Origin of the sequence: Chromohalobacter canadensis (genome assembly GCF_029544075.1) — a bacterium.
Lineage (GTDB): Bacteria > Pseudomonadota > Gammaproteobacteria > Pseudomonadales > Halomonadaceae > Chromohalobacter > Chromohalobacter canadensis_A.
On sequence record NZ_JAJQJH010000002.1, the window covers coordinates 233,724 to 249,612 of the forward strand.

Here is a 15,889-nt window from a genome sequence, read left to right on the forward strand (position 1 = left end):
ACTCATTCCGGGAGTCGACCGCCGAGGTGCCTTGCTTGTTCATGCCATTGCCGCGACCGATCATCGACGCCACCCACACCCTGCGCCAACTGGCACGCACGGCGTGGTTGTTGCCGCTGCTGGTGCTGGGGGCTTGCAGTTCTCAGCCTCCCGCCCCGAGCACGCCATCGCCGGCAGAGTCCGAGCGTATGCAGCCCATGGAATGGCAGGCACTGCCCGGCTGGCGTGACGATCACGTCATCGCCGCCTGGAGTGCGTTTCTCGCCAGTTGTCCGCAGCTTGCCAAGAAGCCCCGCTGGACATCGGTCTGCGATGATGCCGAACATGTCGACCCGCTCGATGAAAGCGGTATTACGCGCTTTTTCGAGACTCGCTTTCAGCCTTACCGCCTCACCAACGACGATGGCTCCACCACGGGCACGATCACTGGCTATTACGAGCCCATTCTGAATGGCTCGCGTGACCGGCACGGGCCGTACCAGACGCCGCTCTATCGCTTTCCCAACGCCTGGCAAGCGGCACCGCATCGTGTACGTGCCGAGCAGCGCACATTGCTGGAAAGCGGTGCCCTGCGCGGTCAGGAACTGGTCTGGGTCGATGACCCCGTCGAGGCCGCCTTCCTGCAGATTCAGGGCTCGGGGCGTGTTCGGTTAGACGACGGCGGTACCATGCGTGTGGCCTTCGCGGGGTCCAATAATCAACCCTTCCGCTCGTTCAATCGTGCCTTGATCGAACGTGGCGAGATCGATGCCTCCGAGGCCACGCTGCCCGGCGTGCGCGCCTGGGCCAAGCGCCATCCCGGGCGAGTCAAGGAAATGCTCACCATAAATCCGCGCATGGTGTTCTTCCGTGAGTTGGATAGCGATCACAGCACTACCCAAGGACCGATCGGTGCCCTCGGCGTGCCTTTGACCGCGGAACGCAGCCTGGCCGTGGATCCCTCGCGCATTCCGCTGGGCGCACCGATTTTCTTATCGACCACACAGCCGCTCTCGAAAGAACCCTTGCAGCGCCTGATGGTCGCTCAGGACACCGGCAGTGCCATCAAGGGAACCGTGCGTGCGGATTTCTACTGGGGACACGGCGACACCGCTGGCGAGCGCGCCAGACGTATGAAGCAGGACGGTCGCCTGTGGGTACTGATACCGAAATGAGCCAATCATCGGGCAAAGAGGGAAGAGACGCATGAGTGAGGATCGCCACGCCACGGCCCCGTTGGCCGTGGTCACCGGCGCTACCGCCGGGCTCGGTCTCGAGACCGCCAAGGGCCTTGCCGCGCAGGGTTATCGTGTAATCATCACCGCACGCAACGTGGAAAGAGGCGAGCTGGCCTGCCATGCCATTCGTACCCATGCCCCGCGCGTCACAGTCCGTCACGAAGCGCTCGACCTCGACAGCCTCGCCTCGGTACGCGACTTCGCCGCACGCCTGAACCGGGACGAATCCTCGCTGGCCCGTTTGATTAACAATGCCGGAATCATGGCCCTGCCACGCCTCGAACGCACCCAAGATGGCTTCGAGCGTCAGTTGGGTATCAACTACCTCGGGCATTTTCTTCTCACCAGCGAGTTGCTACCACTGCTCACCGCCGCGACGGCGCCCCGCGTAGTACAACTTTCGAGCCTCGCTCATCGTGGCGGCCGCATCGCCTTCGACGACCTTAACGGCGAGACGCTCTACGATCCCTGGCGAGCCTACCGGCAATCCAAGCTCGCCATGCTGTTGTTCGCCCAGGCGCTGCAGAAACAAAGCGACGCCCGGCAGTGGGGGCTCATGAGCCTTGCCGCCCATCCCGGGCTGTCTCGCACCGCGCTGTTCGACGACGGCGTGAAAAGCCGCCCGGTCATCGGCAGTGTCTTCAAGCTGACCCTACCGCTGATCAGCCAGTCCGCTGCCGAGGGCGCCCGCCCCACGCTGCATGCCGCGCTCAGCGATCACGTCGGTCCCGGCGATTACATCGGGCCTGACGGTCTCGGCGAGACACGTGGCGCACCCAAACTGGCCCACCGCGCTCGTAACACGCGTGACCCGGCGGTCGAGGCGCGCCTGTGGGAGGTTTCGTGCGAGCTCACGGGGGCGCGCTGGGAAACGACACACCCCGCGTAGGCACTACCAGCCTCTACAGGCCTTCCTCGAGCAATTGCGGGGCGAAGTAGGTCATGATCAGATCGGCACCGGCGCGGCGCATCGAGCCCAGTGTTTCGCGGATCACCGCCGCTTCATCGATCACGCCCTGTTGCGCCGCCAGGCGAATCATCGCGTATTCGCCGCTGACCTGGTACGCCACCAGCGGCAACAGGCTGTTGCGACGGATGTCCGCCATGATGTCGAGATACGCCAGCGCCGGCTTGACCATCAGGAAATCGGCGCCCTCGGCTTCGTCTGCCAGCGACTCGCGCAGCGCCTCGCGGCGGTTCATGGGGTCCATCTGATAGGTCTTGCGATCCCCCTGGAGTTCGGTGCCCGCCGCTTCGCGGAAGGGGCCGTACAGCGCCGACGCCAGCTTGGTGGAATACGCCATGATGGGAATATCCTCGAAACCGGCCTCGTCTAGGGCCGCGCGAATCGTCGCCACCTGACCGTCCTGGGCCGCCGAGGGCGCGATGATGTCGGCCCCCGCCCGGGCGGCCGCGACCGCCTGGACGCCAAGATTGCGAATGGTCAGGTCGTTGTCGACGGTATTGCCCTTGAGGATGCCGCAGTGCCCGTGCGTGGTGTACTCACAGAAGCAGATATCCGGAATCACCACCATCTCGGGATCGGCCGCCTTGATGATGCGCACCATGCGCGACACCAGGCCGTTTTCGTCCATGGCATCGCTGCCGTCGGCATCCTTGTGATGCGAAATGCCGAACGGCATGATGCCCTTGAGGCCCAGCGCGCTGAGGCGTTTCACTTCCTCCGCCAGTTGGCTTTCCGGCACGCGATACTGCCCCGGCATCCCCTCGATGGGGACAAAATCGTCCGCGTCTTCTTCCACGAAGATCGGATACACCAAATGCTCCGGACGCAGCGAGGTTTCACGCACGATGTCACGCAGCGATGATGTGCGCCGCAGGCGTCGCAGACGGGCCTGGGGAAACTGAGCAGGCATGTAAGACTCCTTGATCGCCGCCGGGCGCGGCGGCGCCCGGCGTTAAGAACCGGAATGTATTTTATAGCACGCTAACAAAACAACCCAGCCGACAAAATGTCGCATCATTCCACCGTCACCGACTTGGCCAAGTTGCGCGGCTGGTCGACATCCGTGCCCTTGAGCACGGCGACATGATAGGCCAGCAATTGCAGCGGAATGGTGTAGACGATGGGTGCCAACGCCTCGCTGACCGCCGGCACGCGTAGCACGTGCAGGTGCTCGTTGGTCTCCATACGAATGCTCTCGTCGGCAAACACGAACAACTCGCCGCCGCGGGCACGCACTTCCTGAAGATTGGATTTCAGCTTCTCGAGCAGTTCATCGTTAGGTGCTACGGCGATCACCGGCATTTCGCTGTCGACCAGGGCCAGGGGACCGTGTTTCAACTCGCCCGCCGGATAGGCCTCGGCATGAATATAGGAGATTTCCTTGAGCTTGAGCGCGCCTTCCAGGGCGATTGGGAAATGCGCACCGCGCCCCAGGAACAAGGCATGATGCTTCTCGGCGAACGCCATCGACAACTGCTCGATCTCGCCATCCAGAGCCAGCACCTGGTTGATGACTCCGGGCAGCTCCCGGAGGCCTTGTACAAGCGGCGCATGCTCGCCATTGGCGCCCCGCACGCGGCCCAACGCCAGAGCCAGCAGCAGCAACGCCACCAGTTGGGTGGTGAACGCCTTGGTCGAGGCAACGCCAATCTCGGGGCCAGCCTGCGTCATCAAGGTTAGATCCGATTCACGCACCAGCGAGCTGCCTGGCACGTTGCAGATCGCCAGACTGCCGAGATAATTGCGCTGATTGGCGAAGCGCAGCGCCGCCAACGTATCGGCGGTCTCACCAGACTGCGATAGCGTCACGAACAAAGTGCCCTCGGGCACGACTACTTCGCGGTAGCGATATTCCGAGGCCACCTCGACCTGAGTGGGTACGCCGGCCAGTTTTTCGATCCAGTAGCGCGCCACCATACCCGCATGGTAACTAGTACCACAGGCGATGATATGCACCTGCCGCACGCCCTCGAACAACGACGCGGCATCCGCTCCGAAACTGTTGACCAGCACCTGATGATCGCCGAGACGTCCTTCCAGCGTGGCTGCGATCACCTGGGACTGCTCATGGATTTCCTTGAGCATGAAGTGGCGATAGCCGCCTTTGCTGGTTACGCCGTCGCCATGCTCGAAGATGCTCACCGGACGCTCGACGCGCTCCCCGCTCGTCTCGAAGAGCTCGATTTCACCGCCCCGGGCCAGGCGTACCACATCGCCTTCCATCATGTAGATGAAGCGATCGGTGACCTGCAATAGCGCCAGCGGGTCGGACGCCAGGAACGCCTCACCGATGCCCACGCCTACCACCAGCGGACTACCCTTGCGCGCACCGATGATCGCATCGGGCTCCGCACGGTGCACCACGGCCAGGGCGTAGGCGCCTTCCAGCAAGGCCACGCTGCGTTGCACGGCCTGGAGCAGATCTTGAGAAAGAGTGAACTCGCGCGACAACAAGTGCGCGACCACTTCGGTATCGGTTTCGGACGTAAAGACGTAGCCCTGGGCTTCGAGCTCGCCCTTGAGCGCCTCGTGGTTCTCGATGATGCCGTTATGCACCACCGCCAGGCTATCGCCGGATTGATGCGGATGCGCATTTTGCTCGCTGGGGCGACCGTGCGTGGCCCAACGCGTGTGGGCGATACCCAGGGTGCCCTTGAGCGCCGTGTCGGCGAGCTTCTCTTCTAGAGCCGCCACCTTGCCCACCGCACGCTGACGATTGAGTCGCGCATCGTCGGAAAGCACGGACATGCCCGCCGAGTCGTAGCCGCGATACTCGAGACGGCGTAAGCCTTCAAGAAGGATTTCCTGCACGTGACGCTCGGCGACGGCTCCTACGATTCCACACATATTGAACTCCTCGTCTTCATTCGTTGACCGCGGCGCGGATGACGACAATGCCCTGTGCCTCGATCCGTCGACAGGCATCAGCATCGAGCCCCTCGTCGGTGATCAGGGTATGAATGCGTTCCCACGGCAGTTCCAGATTGGGGATGCGCCGGCCTATCTTGTCGGATTCGGCAAGCACCACGACTTCGCGTGCGACCTCGGCCATCACCCGCGATAGCCCCAGCAATTCGTTGTAGGTGGTGGTCCCGCGCGCCAGGTCGATGCCATCGGCACCGATGAACAATTGATCGAAATCGTAGAAACGCAGCACCTGCTCGGCGACCTGCCCCTGGAAGGATTCGGAGTGCGGGTCCCAGGTGCCACCGGTCATCAGGATCGCCGGCTCGGGCTCCATCTCGCGCAAGGCATTGGCCACCGACAGCGCGTTGGTCATTACCACCAGTCCTTCGCGCCCGCCCAATTCGGGAATCATCGCCGAGGTGGTAGTGCCGCTGTCGATAATGATGCGATTGTGGGCACGGATACGCGTACTCGCCGCCCGCGCGATCGCTATCTTTCGAGTCGAAAGCGGCGTATTGGCTTCCGTCAGTATCTCGCTGGGCAACGGCACGGCGCCGCCGAAGCGACGCAACAACAAACCACTCTTCTCCAGAGTGGCTAGATCCTTGCGTACGGTGACTTCGGAGGTTGCGAAGTGGCGGGCAAGCGTATCGACGCTGGTTTCGCCCTGCTCATTCACATAGGCCAGCATGGCATGGCGGCGCTGGGCAGTATCGCGTTTGGGCATATCATCCTTATTCACGAAAGATATATCTTCCGAAACGAAACAATACGCGTATCAAACGCGATTCGACATCTTCGGTCAAGCACCGCCCAGCATGAGGAAGAAAAATAGCGCACGGCAGAGGAGAAATCTCATTCCCCAAGAGATAGCGGGAGGGGATCGTTAGAGGACGACCGCTGAGGGCCGCCCTTTGTCATTCACGAAGACTTACGGGGACGCTGCCATCCCGCCCGCGTGGTCTGGCGGGGGCGCGCCACCGCCAACGCCCCGGCGTCGACATTCTTGTTGATGGTCGAGCCGGCTCCGACCGTCGCCCCATCGCCTAGCGATACCGGCGCCACCAAGGCCGTATTGGAGCCCACGAAGACATCGTCACCGATCTCGGTGAGGTGTTTATTGACGCCGTCGTAATTGCAGGTAATGGTGCCCGCACCAACATTGACGCCGCGTCCCAGCCGGGCATCGCCTACGTAGCTCAAGTGATTAATCTTGCTGCCTTCGCCAACCTCGGCGTTCTTGGTCTCGACGAAGTTGCCGACCTTGCTGTCGCACGCCAGACGCGTACCGGGACGCAAACGTGCAAAGGGCCCGATGTGCGCGCGCGCAGCTACCTCGGCGCCGTCGATGACGCTGTGCGCCTCGATCACCGTCTCCGCCGCAATATGGCTGTCGCGGATCAGCGTATAGGGGCCCACGCTGACGCCATCGCCAAGCGTCACCTCGCCCTCGAACACGCAGCCCACGTCGATGAAGACATCATGCCCACAATCGAGGTGACCACGCACATCGAAACGCGCGGGGTCGGCAAGTGCCACGCCCTCGGTCAGCAGACGCTCGGCCCGGTCCCGCTGATAAGAACGCTCAAGGGCCGCCATCTGGGAACGATTGTTGACGCCTTCGACTTCCAGCGCCGAGGCAGGCGCAGCCGTGGCGATATCGATGCCCTCGGCCGCCGCCATGGCGAAGATGTCGGTCAAATAATACTCGCCCTGAACGTTCTCGGCGGAGAGCCGGGGCAACCAGCGCTTGAGCTGCGCCCCGGTGGCGGCAACGATACCCGTGTTGCATTCAGTGATAGCGCGCTGGGCCTCGCTGGCTTCCTTGTGTTCGACAATGCCCGTAACGCGGCCGTCGGTATCACGCACGATTCGCCCATAACCGCTGGGATCGGGCAGTTCCACGGTCAAAAGCCCCAAGCGGGTCTCATCCACTTCGGCAAGCAACGCCGCTAAGGTCTCGGCGCGGATCAGCGGGACATCGCCGTAAAGGATAAGCACCTTGCCGTCGCCCATGCTCTCCAATGCCTGGGCCACGGCATGACCGGTTCCCTTCTGTTCCGCCTGCAGGGCGAAACGCACTTCGCGCCCGCCGAGCTCGGTCTCGACCTGCTCGGCGCCATGGCCGATCACCACGTGCGTGCGTGTCGCACCCAATTGCTCGGCGGTATCCAGCACATGCGTCACCATTGGCTTGCCCGCCAACGAATGCAGGACCTTGGGCTTGGCCGAACGCATCCGCGTTCCCTGGCCGGCGGCGAGTATCACCACGTCTAACGTCATCGCTGTCGTCCCTATGCATCTCTCGAAGAAGATGAGCGTATTCTACGGCGGGCGGAAGGCGCCACCAAGCGACATGCGTCATCTCTGGACATGATACGTGAACGCCCGTAAAGCAGGCGTCTCGGTACGCGCCCACTAAAAAGGCGACCCGTGGGTCGCCTTAATGACAGTAGCATCGCGTGCGGCGACTAGCGTCGACTACCCTTCTCGCGCAGTTGCTGAATGGTCCGCAACTGAGCCACGGCTTCCGCCAACTCGGCGGCTGCCCGGGTGTAGTCGAGATCGGACTGCTTGTCGCCCATGGACCGCAAGGCCTCCTGACGCGCCTCTTCGGCGGCAGCCTCATTGAGATCGTGCGCCCGTGTGGCCGTATCGGCCAGCACCGAGACCACCTCCGGCTGGACCTCCAGGAAACCGCCGGTGACGAAGTACACTTCTTCCTCGCCATCTTCGCGTGTCACGCGTATCGGTCCCGGCTTGAGCTCGGTGAGCAGCGGTGCGTGACCACGCAGAATACCCAGATCGCCCGACACGCCGGCCGCCACTAGCTGCTCGGCGTTGCCGGAGAAGATGGCCTTCTCGGCGCTGACGATGTCGCATTGGAAGCTAGCCATCGCTATCTCCTCGTTCATGGAAGCGTCGGGCACGACGCGCAACGGCGCCGTCCTTACTACTCCCGAATGGGCATGGCCTTACTTCATGTTATTGGCTTTTTCGACGGCTTCGTCGATGGTACCAACCATGTAGAAGGCTTGTTCGGGCAGTTCGTCGTATTCCCCGTCGAGGATACCCTGGAAGCCGCGGATGGTCTCCCTGAGAGAGACGTACTTGCCAGGCGCCCCAGTGAAGACCTCGGCGACGAAGAACGGCTGTGACAGGAAACGCTGGATCTTGCGCGCCCGTGCCACGGTCAGTTTGTCTTCGTCGGCCAACTCGTCCATCCCCAGGATGGCGATGATGTCCTTGAGCTCCTTGTAGCGCTGCAACACGCCCTGCACACCGCGTGCGGTGTTGTAGTGCTCTTCGCCGACGGTCAGCGGATCGAGCTGGCGCGAGGTGGAGTCCAGCGGATCGATCGCCGGGTAGATGCCCAACTCGGCGATGGAACGCGCCAGTACCACGGTGGCGTCCAAGTGCGAGAAGGTGGTCGCCGGTGACGGGTCGGTCAAATCGTCCGCCGGGACGTAAACCGCCTGAACGGAGGTGATGGAGCCCGTCTTGGTCGAGGTGATGCGCTCCTGCAAGACGCCCATTTCCTCGGCCAGGGTCGGCTGATAGCCCACCGCAGAGGGCATGCGGCCCAGCAGCGCCGAGACCTCGGTGCCCGCCAGGGTATAACGGTAGATGTTGTCGACGAACAACAGCACGTCACGCCCATCGTCACGGAACTTCTCAGCGATGGTCAGACCGGTCAGGGCCACGCGCAGGCGGTTCCCGGGCGGTTCGTTCATCTGGCCATAGACCAGCGACACCTTGTCGAGAACGTTGGAGTCCTTCATCTCGTGGTAGAAGTCGTTACCCTCACGGGTACGCTCCCCCACCCCGGCGAAGACGGAATAACCGCTGTGCTCGGTAGCGATGTTGCGGATCAACTCCATCATGTTGACGGTCTTGCCGACACCGGCGCCGCCGAACAGGCCAACCTTGCCGCCCTTGGCGAACGGGCACACCAGGTCGATGACCTTGATGCCAGTTTCCAAGAGCTCGTTGGACGTTGCTTGATCCGCGTAGCCCGGCGCCTTGCGGTGGATCGGCATGCGTTCGTCTTCGCCGATTTCGCCGGCTTCGTCGATGGGATTGCCAAGGACGTCCATGATGCGTCCCAGCGTGGCCTTACCCACCGGCACCGAAATCGCTGCCCCGGTGTTGGCGACATCGAGACCACGCTTGAGGCCTTCGGTGGTACCCATGGCGATGGCGCGCACGACGCCGTCACCCAGCTGTTGCTGTACTTCCAGAATGGTCTCGGTGTCGGAGACCTTCAGCGCGTCGTAGACCTTGGGCACATCGTCCCGCGGAAACTCTACGTCAATCACCGCGCCGATGATTTGTACGATACGTCCGCTCATGTTGGTTCCTCTAATACCTGCAAATGAAACCTGCTTCGCCTGGGCCCCGAGGTTGCCCGCGCTGGGACCTCGGTGGGACCTGCGTCGTCATACGGCGGCGGCGCCGCCGACGATCTCCGAAATCTCCTGGGTGATCGCGGCCTGACGGGCCTTGTTATAGACCAGCTCCAGGTCATCGATCAGATTGCCGGCATTGTCGGTCGCGCTCTTCATTGCGATCATCCGTGCCGCCTGTTCGCAGGCCGCATTCTCGACCACAGCCTGGTACACCTGCGATTCCACATAGCGCACTAGCAAATGATCGAGCAGGGTCTTGGCGTCCGGCTCATACAGGTAGTCCCAGCTGCCGCTGGCACGTGTCTCTTCTTCATCGTCATCATCCGCCTCGGCTTCCAAGGGGAGCAACTGACGTACGACCGGCTTCTGGGTCATGGTGTTGACGAACTCGTTATGCACCACGTAAAGCCGATCCAGTTGTCCCTCATCGAAGGCCTTCAGCATGACGCTGACGCTCCCGATCAGGTCTTCGACGGCCGGGGCTTCGCCCAGTCCGCTCTTGCTCGCCACCAGATTGCCGCCATGGTTGCGAAAGAACACATTGGCCTTGGAGCCGATGGCCGCGTAATCGACCTCGACGTCCTGTTCATGCCAATACTTGGCTTCGCGCGTCACGGCCTTGAACACGTTGACGTTCAGGCCGCCGGCCAGACCACGGTCACTGGAGACCACGATATACCCCACGCGCTTGATTTCGCGCTCGATCATGTACTCATGACGATACTCGGGGTTGGCCTTGGCAATGTGACTCACCACGCGACGGATCAGCTTCGCGTACGGCTGGCTGGCCGTCATGCGTTCCTGGGCCTTGCGCATCTTCGACGCAGCGACCATTTCCATGGCACTGGTGATCTTCTGCGTGTTCTTGATGCTCCCGATCTGGGTGCGAATCTCTTTTGCAGCTGCCATCTCGATCTCACCCTCTTGCGAGCCGCTCAGCTAGGATTGCCGGCCCGGTATCACCGGGCCTTGCATTACCAGGTCTGAGTGGACTTGAACGTCTCGAGGCCGGACTTGAGGCCCTGCTTGATATCGTCGTCGTAATTGCCGGTCTGATTGATCTTGTCGATCAGCTCGGCATGCTCGGATTTCATATACGCCTGCAGCGCTTTCTCGAAATCCAGCACCTTTTTGACCTCGATATCTTCCAGGAAACCTTCGTTGGCGGCGTACAGCGTCACCGCCATTTCGGCCACCGACATCGGCGAATACTGATTCTGCTTCATCAGCTCGGTGACGCGCTGCCCATGCTCAAGCTGCTTCCGGGTCGCTTCGTCGAGATCCGAGGCGAACTGTGAGAAAGCAGCCAGTTCACGATACTGCGCCAAGGCCAGACGCACGGTCCCGCCCAGTTTCTTGATGATCTTGGTCTGTGCCGAGCCACCCACACGCGATACCGACAGACCCGCGTTGATCGCCGGACGTACCCCAGAGTTGAAGAGGTTCGTCTCGAGGAAGATCTGACCGTCGGTGATCGAGATCACGTTGGTCGGCACGAACGCCGAGACGTCGCCGCCCTGAGTCTCGATGATCGGCAACGCGGTCAGCGAGCCGGTCTTGCCTTTGACCTCACCGTTGGTGAGCTTCTCGACATGATCGGCGTTGATACGCGCGGCACGCTCGAGGAGACGCGAGTGGAGATAGAAAACGTCGCCCGGATAGGCTTCGCGGCCCGGTGGACGGCGCAGCAGCAGCGAGACCTGGCGATAGGCCACGGCCTGCTTGGAGAGATCGTCGTAGACGATGAGAGCGTCTTCGCCACGGTCGCGGAAATACTCGCCCATGGTGCAGCCGGAGTACGCCGCCAGGAACTGCATCGGTGCCGGGTCAGCGGCGCCGGCAGCGACGATGATGGTGTGCTCCATGGCCCCATGCTCTTCGAGCTTGCGCACCATGTTGGCAATGGTCGACTGCTTCTGGCCGATAGCGACGTAGACGCAGGTAACGCCCTTGTCTTTCTGGTTGATGATGGTGTCGATGGCGATCGCCGACTTACCGATCTGACGGTCACCGATGATCAGCTCACGCTGACCGCGGCCGATCGGCACCATGGCGTCGATGGACTTGAGACCGGTCTGGATCGGCTCGTCGACGGACTGACGGGTAATGACGCCCGGTGCGACCTTTTCCACCGCGTCGGTCATCTTGGTGTCGAGCTCGCCCTTGCCATCGATGGGGTTACCCAGCGCATCGACCACACGGCCAATCAATTCCGGACCCACCGGCACCTCGAGGATACGACCGGTACACTGCGCGGTCATGCCCTCTTCGAGCTGCAGATAGTCGCCGAGCACCACGGCGCCGACGCTGTCACGCTCGAGGTTGAGCACCATGCCGAAGATGCTGCCGGGGAACTCGATCATTTCGCCGAACATCGCGTCGGCGAGACCGTGGATCTTCACGATACCGTCGGAAACGCTGACCACGGTACCTTCGTTGCGGGCTTCGGATGCGACATCCAGCTTTTCGATACGCTGTTTGATGATGTCGCTGATCTCGGAAGGATTCAGTTGCTGCATGCCATGTCCCTCGAACTCAAGCGGAAAGTGCGTCGCGTAGACGGTTCAATCGACCGCGTACCGAACCGTCGATAACGGTATCGCCGGCACGCAGGATCACGCCGCCCATCAGCGCACGGTCCACCTGAGTGGTAATGGAGATTTCGCGGTTGAGACGCTTTTTCAGCGCAGTCGCGAGCTTGTCCTGCTGTGCGGCATCCAGATCGAAGGCGGAGACGATGGTCACATCCACCCGCTTCTCTTCTCGAGCGCGCAATGCCTCGAACTGCTCGGCGATCGCCGGGAGGGCGGCAAACCGCCCCCGCGAGCCAACGGTACGGAGGAAGTTGCGAAGAGACTCATCGAGTTCTCCGCAAACCTCGAGCAACAACTCGGTCTTCTGTCCTCGGGACAGTTTCGGGTTGCCCACCACCTTGGCGTTGAAATCGGTGTCAACCACCGCTTGCGCCGCCGAGGCCAGGTGTCCGGACCAGGCTTCAAGCGCCTTTTGATCGCGCGCATATTCGAACGCCGCCTTGGCGTACGGACGAGCTACGGTAGACGTTTCAGCCATGCCTCACCTCCTCAGAGCTCAGCCGCGAGCTTGTCGACCAGCTCACGATGCTTGGCTTCATCAATGGAGGAGTCGAGGATGCGCTCGGCCCCCTGAATGGCGAGTGTCGCCACCTGGGTCCGCAACTCTTCCTTCGCACGCTGCGTCTCCTGCTCGATCTCGCCGCGAGCGCTTTCGATCATGCGCTCCCCTTCGAGACGAGCGTTATCACGCGCTTCCTCGATCATCTGGTTGGCCCGTTTATGGGCCTGCTCGATGATCTCGGCCGCCTGCTCCTTGCTCTCCTTGAGTTGCTCGGCTGCTTGCTCCTGAGCCAGCTCAAGGTCGCGAGTCGCACGGCTGGCCGCATCCAGGCCATCAGCGATCTTTTTTTGCCGCTCCTGCAACGCCTGCATGACCGGCGGCCATACAAACTTCATGCAGAACCAGACGAAGACCGCGAAGGCTATGGCCTGACCGATCAGGGTTAGGTTCAGATTCACGCCAGCACCTCTCGCATCACAAGTTTGGGGTTAATGTCACCGTGGCCCATGGGCCGAACGGCAAAGTTAACCGACAAACGGATTGGCGAAGGTGAAGAACAGCGCGATACCCACACCGATCATGGTCACGGCGTCGAGCAGACCAGCGACGATGAACATTTTCACCTGCAGTTGCGGAATCATTTCCGGTTGGCGTGCCGCACCTTCGAGGAACTTACCGCCGAGGATGCCGAAGCCGATGGCAGTGCCCAATGCACCCAGGCCGATCAGCAGGGAGACGGCGATAGCGGTCATGCCCAGAACTTGTGCTTCCATGATTGACTCCAGTTTATTTCAAGGTTTAAGGGGTTGGGGTTGAGAAAACCGGTTAATGCTTTTCCGTCGCCATGCTCAGGTAGACGATCGTCAGCATCATGAAGATGAACGCCTGTAGCGTGATGATCAGAAGGTGGAAAGTCGCCCACGCGAAATGCAGGGGCAACTGCCACAAGCCAATCATGGCGATCAGAATGAAGATCAGCTCGCCTGCGTAGAGGTTACCGAACAGCCGCAATGCCAGCGACACGGGCTTGGCCAGCAGCGTCACCGCTTCCAGCAGGAAGTTGGCGGGAATCAGCAAGGCTTGGACGAACGGATTGGAGGCGTTGAAGGGGTGCAGCGTCAACTCGGCCACGAAGCCGGAGAAGCCCTTTTCGCGGATACTGTAGAAGATGATCAGGGCAAAGACCGCCAGCGACATGCCCAGCGTGGCGTTAACGTCGGTGGTCGGCACGACCTTGAAGTAGACATGCGCGGGATCAGCCCCGAACCAGGCACCGATCTTCTGCGCCAGCATCGGCAGAAAGTCCACCGGCACCAGATCCATTAGGTTCATCAGGAAGATCCAGCAGAAGATCGTCAGCGACAGCGGCGCAATCAACTTGCTCTTGCCGTGAAACGTTTCGCGTACCGAATTATCGACGAACTCGACCATCATCTCGACGAAGTTCTGCAGGCCGCTCGGCACGCCGGTGGTCGCGGTCTTGGCGACCATGCGGAACACCCACAGGAACAAGATCCCCAGGCCGATCGACCAGCCCATGGTGTCCAGGTGAATGGCCCAGAAGCCCATTTCCTGGGCCTCCTGCGCGGAATGTGCCAGCCCCAGCCCATGCTCCGGGTGCAACCCGAAGGTCATGTTTTGCAGGTGGTGCTGGATGTACTCCGAAGACGTCGGGTTGTTGCCTGCCATTGAGTAAGCCTCGAGTTCAAGTGCGCGACGGTCGATGCAACAGCCAGGGTCCCAGCCAGTGCGCCAACTGCGTCACCACGTAAGCGCCAAAGAAGAAAGCGGGGTTTGAGGGAGGCACGGCTACGAATACCGCTATGAACAATGCCGCCGTCAAACCGAACTTACCGGCCTCGGCTCGGTAGAAACTGTTTACGATGTTGCGCGCTTGCGACGCCCCCTGATGACGAAAGGTTTGCCAAGCAAAAAAAACGTTGGGCAGCCAGGCAACTAGGCCGCCTAACAATGTCGATAACGCCGCTTCAGGCGTATGCCAGATCAACGTGGGTGCCGTCATTCCTAGTGCCATGCACAACTGCAACATCAGCAAGGGAAACAGTCGTGGGCCCTTGAGCCTGGCCGGTGCCGCTTTATGCATGGCGTCGGTCTTGCCGTCCTCTCGTTGCTGGTGTCGTCACCCGGACAAATCTTGGCGGATTATAGGGGAGGGCCTAGTGGCCTTCAACAGAACATGGACCGATTTAGCGCGATCTGGCAGTTCCTTACCACTAAAGGGGCACGAAAAGACGATAAATAACGTTAACGCGCTAAACGTTGACTGCGGCATTTTGTCACACTAACCAGTATATCGCGCGACGCCATCCCATCATTGAATATGCCCCAGGATGCCGTCCAGTTCGTCGAGGCTGGTATAGCGAATGGTGACACGCCCCTTGCCGGAGGCCCCATGCTGGATCTTGACCGGCGCGCCCAGCAGTTCGGCGAGACGCGTTTCGAGCCGTGCCACATCGGTATTGCCCGACGCGCTCGGCGTGGACTTGGCGGCCCCCTTGTTGCCGCTGGCATTCTGCTTGGCCAGCGCTTCGGTCTGGCGCACGGTCAGATCGCGCTCGACGACCTCACGCGCAATGCTGCGCTGGCGCGCGGCGGGCAGGGTCAAAAGAGCACGCGCATGCCCCATGTCCAGGTCGCCGCGTTCGAGCAATGTCTGCACTTCCTCGTCGAGACTCAACAGGCGCAGCAGGTTCGCCACTTGTGCGCGCGATTTGCCTACTGCATCGGCCACCTGCTGTTGCGTGAGCTCGAAGTCGTCGAGCAGGCGCTTCAGCGCCATGGCTTCTTCTACCGGGTTGAGATTTTCGCGCTGGATATTCTCGATCAGCGCCAAGGCTAGGGCGGCCTCGTCGCTGACCTCGCGCACTACCGCGGGGATGACGTCGAGTTCCGCCAGCTGAGCGGCCCGCCAGCGTCGTTCGCCGGCGATGATCTCGTAGCGAGCCTCGCCCATCGGTCGAACCACGATAGGCTGCATGACGCCCTGGGCACGAATCGAATCGGCCAGTTCCTCAAGCGACTCAGGCTGAATGTCGCGCCGTGGTTGATACTTGCCCCGACTCAATTGTCCCAGCGGCAAGCGCATCAAGCGCTCCTGCTCCTCATCGGCAGCCGGGGCCTGAGCGGGTTCCAGCACGACGTCGCCGTCGATAGCGTCATCGCCGAGTGTATCGCGTTGACGCGCGCCTGCACCGATCAAGGCATCCAGGCCGCGTCCCAGTGCGCGTTTGCGCGTCATAGGTATTCCCTCAATTCGTCTCCTACTCGCCAGG

Annotated in this window: 16 protein-coding genes; 2 read left to right on the top strand and 14 right to left on the bottom strand. The window is 61.5% G+C overall.

The genetic code is table 11. The annotated features are described in order from the left end of the window. Positions 1–41 precede the first annotated feature (41 nt). Both mltA and LUN51_RS04715 read left to right on the top strand, forming a co-directional pair. A complete protein-coding gene (gene mltA, locus LUN51_RS04710; protein ID WP_277810342.1) occupies positions 42–1,154 on the top strand; it encodes a murein transglycosylase A in 1,113 nt (370 codons plus the stop codon). Positions 1,155–1,185: 31 nt separating this feature from the next. Continuing rightward, on the top strand, positions 1,186–2,106 hold the full coding sequence (locus LUN51_RS04715; RefSeq protein WP_277810343.1) for an oxidoreductase: 921 nt from the start codon (positions 1,186–1,188) through the stop codon (positions 2,104–2,106). A 13-nt stretch (positions 2,107–2,119) separates the two neighbouring features. Here the strand turns inward: LUN51_RS04715 and hemB are convergent, their stop codons facing one another. From hemB to LUN51_RS04785, 14 genes are all read right to left on the bottom strand, one after another. Next, positions 2,120–3,094 carry a porphobilinogen synthase gene (hemB, locus tag LUN51_RS04720; protein WP_277810344.1) on the bottom strand — a complete coding sequence of 325 codons (975 nt, stop codon included), beginning with the start codon at positions 3,092–3,094 and terminating at the stop codon, positions 2,120–2,122. Between the two features lie 104 nt (positions 3,095–3,198). Beyond that, positions 3,199–5,031 (bottom strand): glutamine--fructose-6-phosphate transaminase (isomerizing), encoded by a 1,833-nt coding sequence (glmS, locus tag LUN51_RS04725; RefSeq protein ID WP_277810345.1) that lies wholly within the window; start codon positions 5,029–5,031, stop codon positions 3,199–3,201. Positions 5,032–5,047: 16 nt separating this feature from the next. Further along, positions 5,048–5,833 carry a DeoR/GlpR family DNA-binding transcription regulator gene (locus LUN51_RS04730; protein ID WP_246894868.1) on the bottom strand — a complete coding sequence of 262 codons (786 nt, stop codon included), beginning with the start codon at positions 5,831–5,833 and terminating at the stop codon, positions 5,048–5,050. Positions 5,834–6,012: 179 nt separating this feature from the next. After that, positions 6,013–7,374 (bottom strand): bifunctional UDP-N-acetylglucosamine diphosphorylase/glucosamine-1-phosphate N-acetyltransferase GlmU, encoded by a 1,362-nt coding sequence (glmU, locus tag LUN51_RS04735; RefSeq protein WP_277810346.1) that lies wholly within the window; start codon positions 7,372–7,374, stop codon positions 6,013–6,015. Between the two features lie 188 nt (positions 7,375–7,562). Continuing rightward, positions 7,563–7,988, bottom strand: coding sequence for a F0F1 ATP synthase subunit epsilon (locus LUN51_RS04740; protein WP_277810347.1), 426 nt, complete (start codon positions 7,986–7,988; stop codon positions 7,563–7,565). Between the two features lie 78 nt (positions 7,989–8,066). Continuing rightward, positions 8,067–9,443 (bottom strand): F0F1 ATP synthase subunit beta, encoded by a 1,377-nt coding sequence (atpD, locus tag LUN51_RS04745; RefSeq protein ID WP_277810348.1) that lies wholly within the window; start codon positions 9,441–9,443, stop codon positions 8,067–8,069. Between the two features lie 87 nt (positions 9,444–9,530). Continuing rightward, positions 9,531–10,409 carry a F0F1 ATP synthase subunit gamma gene (gene atpG, locus LUN51_RS04750; protein ID WP_277810349.1) on the bottom strand — a complete coding sequence of 293 codons (879 nt, stop codon included), beginning with the start codon at positions 10,407–10,409 and terminating at the stop codon, positions 9,531–9,533. A 65-nt stretch (positions 10,410–10,474) separates the two neighbouring features. Further along, on the bottom strand, positions 10,475–12,019 hold the full coding sequence (gene atpA, locus LUN51_RS04755) for a F0F1 ATP synthase subunit alpha (RefSeq protein WP_097021491.1): 1,545 nt from the start codon (positions 12,017–12,019) through the stop codon (positions 10,475–10,477). A gap of 16 nt (positions 12,020–12,035) precedes the next feature. After that, entirely contained in the window at positions 12,036–12,572 is a 537-nt protein-coding gene (locus LUN51_RS04760) for a F0F1 ATP synthase subunit delta (RefSeq protein ID WP_040240270.1), read from the bottom strand. A gap of 11 nt (positions 12,573–12,583) precedes the next feature. Further along, the gene (locus LUN51_RS04765; RefSeq protein WP_040240267.1) at positions 12,584–13,054 is read right to left on the bottom strand and encodes a F0F1 ATP synthase subunit B; all 471 of its coding nucleotides are present in this window, start codon (positions 13,052–13,054) and stop codon (positions 12,584–12,586) included. A gap of 66 nt (positions 13,055–13,120) precedes the next feature. Further along, complete coding sequence (gene atpE, locus LUN51_RS04770) at positions 13,121–13,369, bottom strand: F0F1 ATP synthase subunit C (protein WP_011508579.1); 249 nt, start codon at positions 13,367–13,369, stop codon at positions 13,121–13,123. Positions 13,370–13,421: 52 nt separating this feature from the next. Continuing rightward, positions 13,422–14,285, bottom strand: coding sequence for a F0F1 ATP synthase subunit A (atpB, locus tag LUN51_RS04775; protein WP_246941500.1), 864 nt, complete (start codon positions 14,283–14,285; stop codon positions 13,422–13,424). Between the two features lie 16 nt (positions 14,286–14,301). Beyond that, complete coding sequence (locus LUN51_RS04780) at positions 14,302–14,700, bottom strand: ATP synthase subunit I (protein ID WP_040240260.1); 399 nt, start codon at positions 14,698–14,700, stop codon at positions 14,302–14,304. Positions 14,701–14,928: 228 nt separating this feature from the next. Then, positions 14,929–15,855, bottom strand: coding sequence for a ParB/RepB/Spo0J family partition protein (locus LUN51_RS04785; protein WP_277810350.1), 927 nt, complete (start codon positions 15,853–15,855; stop codon positions 14,929–14,931). Positions 15,856–15,889: the final 34 nt, after the last annotated feature.

Bases quoted from the DNA above. Each gene is read 5' to 3' on its own strand.
- mltA (WP_277810342.1), top strand. From the start codon at position 42: ATGCCATTGCCGCGACCGATCATCGACGCCACCCACACCCTGCGCCAA.
- LUN51_RS04715 (WP_277810343.1), top strand. From the start codon at position 1,186: ATGAGTGAGGATCGCCACGCCACGGCCCCGTTGGCCGTGGTCACCGGC.
- hemB (WP_277810344.1), bottom strand. From the start codon at position 3,094: ATGCCTGCTCAGTTTCCCCAGGCCCGTCTGCGACGCCTGCGGCGCACA.
- glmS (WP_277810345.1), bottom strand. From the start codon at position 5,031: ATGTGTGGAATCGTAGGAGCCGTCGCCGAGCGTCACGTGCAGGAAATC.
- glmU (WP_277810346.1), bottom strand. From the start codon at position 7,374: ATGACGTTAGACGTGGTGATACTCGCCGCCGGCCAGGGAACGCGGATG.
- LUN51_RS04740 (WP_277810347.1), bottom strand. From the start codon at position 7,988: ATGGCTAGCTTCCAATGCGACATCGTCAGCGCCGAGAAGGCCATCTTC.
- atpD (WP_277810348.1), bottom strand. From the start codon at position 9,443: ATGAGCGGACGTATCGTACAAATCATCGGCGCGGTGATTGACGTAGAG.
- atpG (WP_277810349.1), bottom strand. From the start codon at position 10,409: ATGGCAGCTGCAAAAGAGATTCGCACCCAGATCGGGAGCATCAAGAAC.
- atpA (WP_097021491.1), bottom strand. From the start codon at position 12,019: ATGCAGCAACTGAATCCTTCCGAGATCAGCGACATCATCAAACAGCGT.
- LUN51_RS04760 (WP_040240270.1), bottom strand. From the start codon at position 12,572: ATGGCTGAAACGTCTACCGTAGCTCGTCCGTACGCCAAGGCGGCGTTC.
- atpE (WP_011508579.1), bottom strand. From the start codon at position 13,369: ATGGAAGCACAAGTTCTGGGCATGACCGCTATCGCCGTCTCCCTGCTG.
- atpB (WP_246941500.1), bottom strand. From the start codon at position 14,285: ATGGCAGGCAACAACCCGACGTCTTCGGAGTACATCCAGCACCACCTG.
- LUN51_RS04780 (WP_040240260.1), bottom strand. From the start codon at position 14,700: ATGCATAAAGCGGCACCGGCCAGGCTCAAGGGCCCACGACTGTTTCCC.
- LUN51_RS04785 (WP_277810350.1), bottom strand. From the start codon at position 15,855: ATGACGCGCAAACGCGCACTGGGACGCGGCCTGGATGCCTTGATCGGT.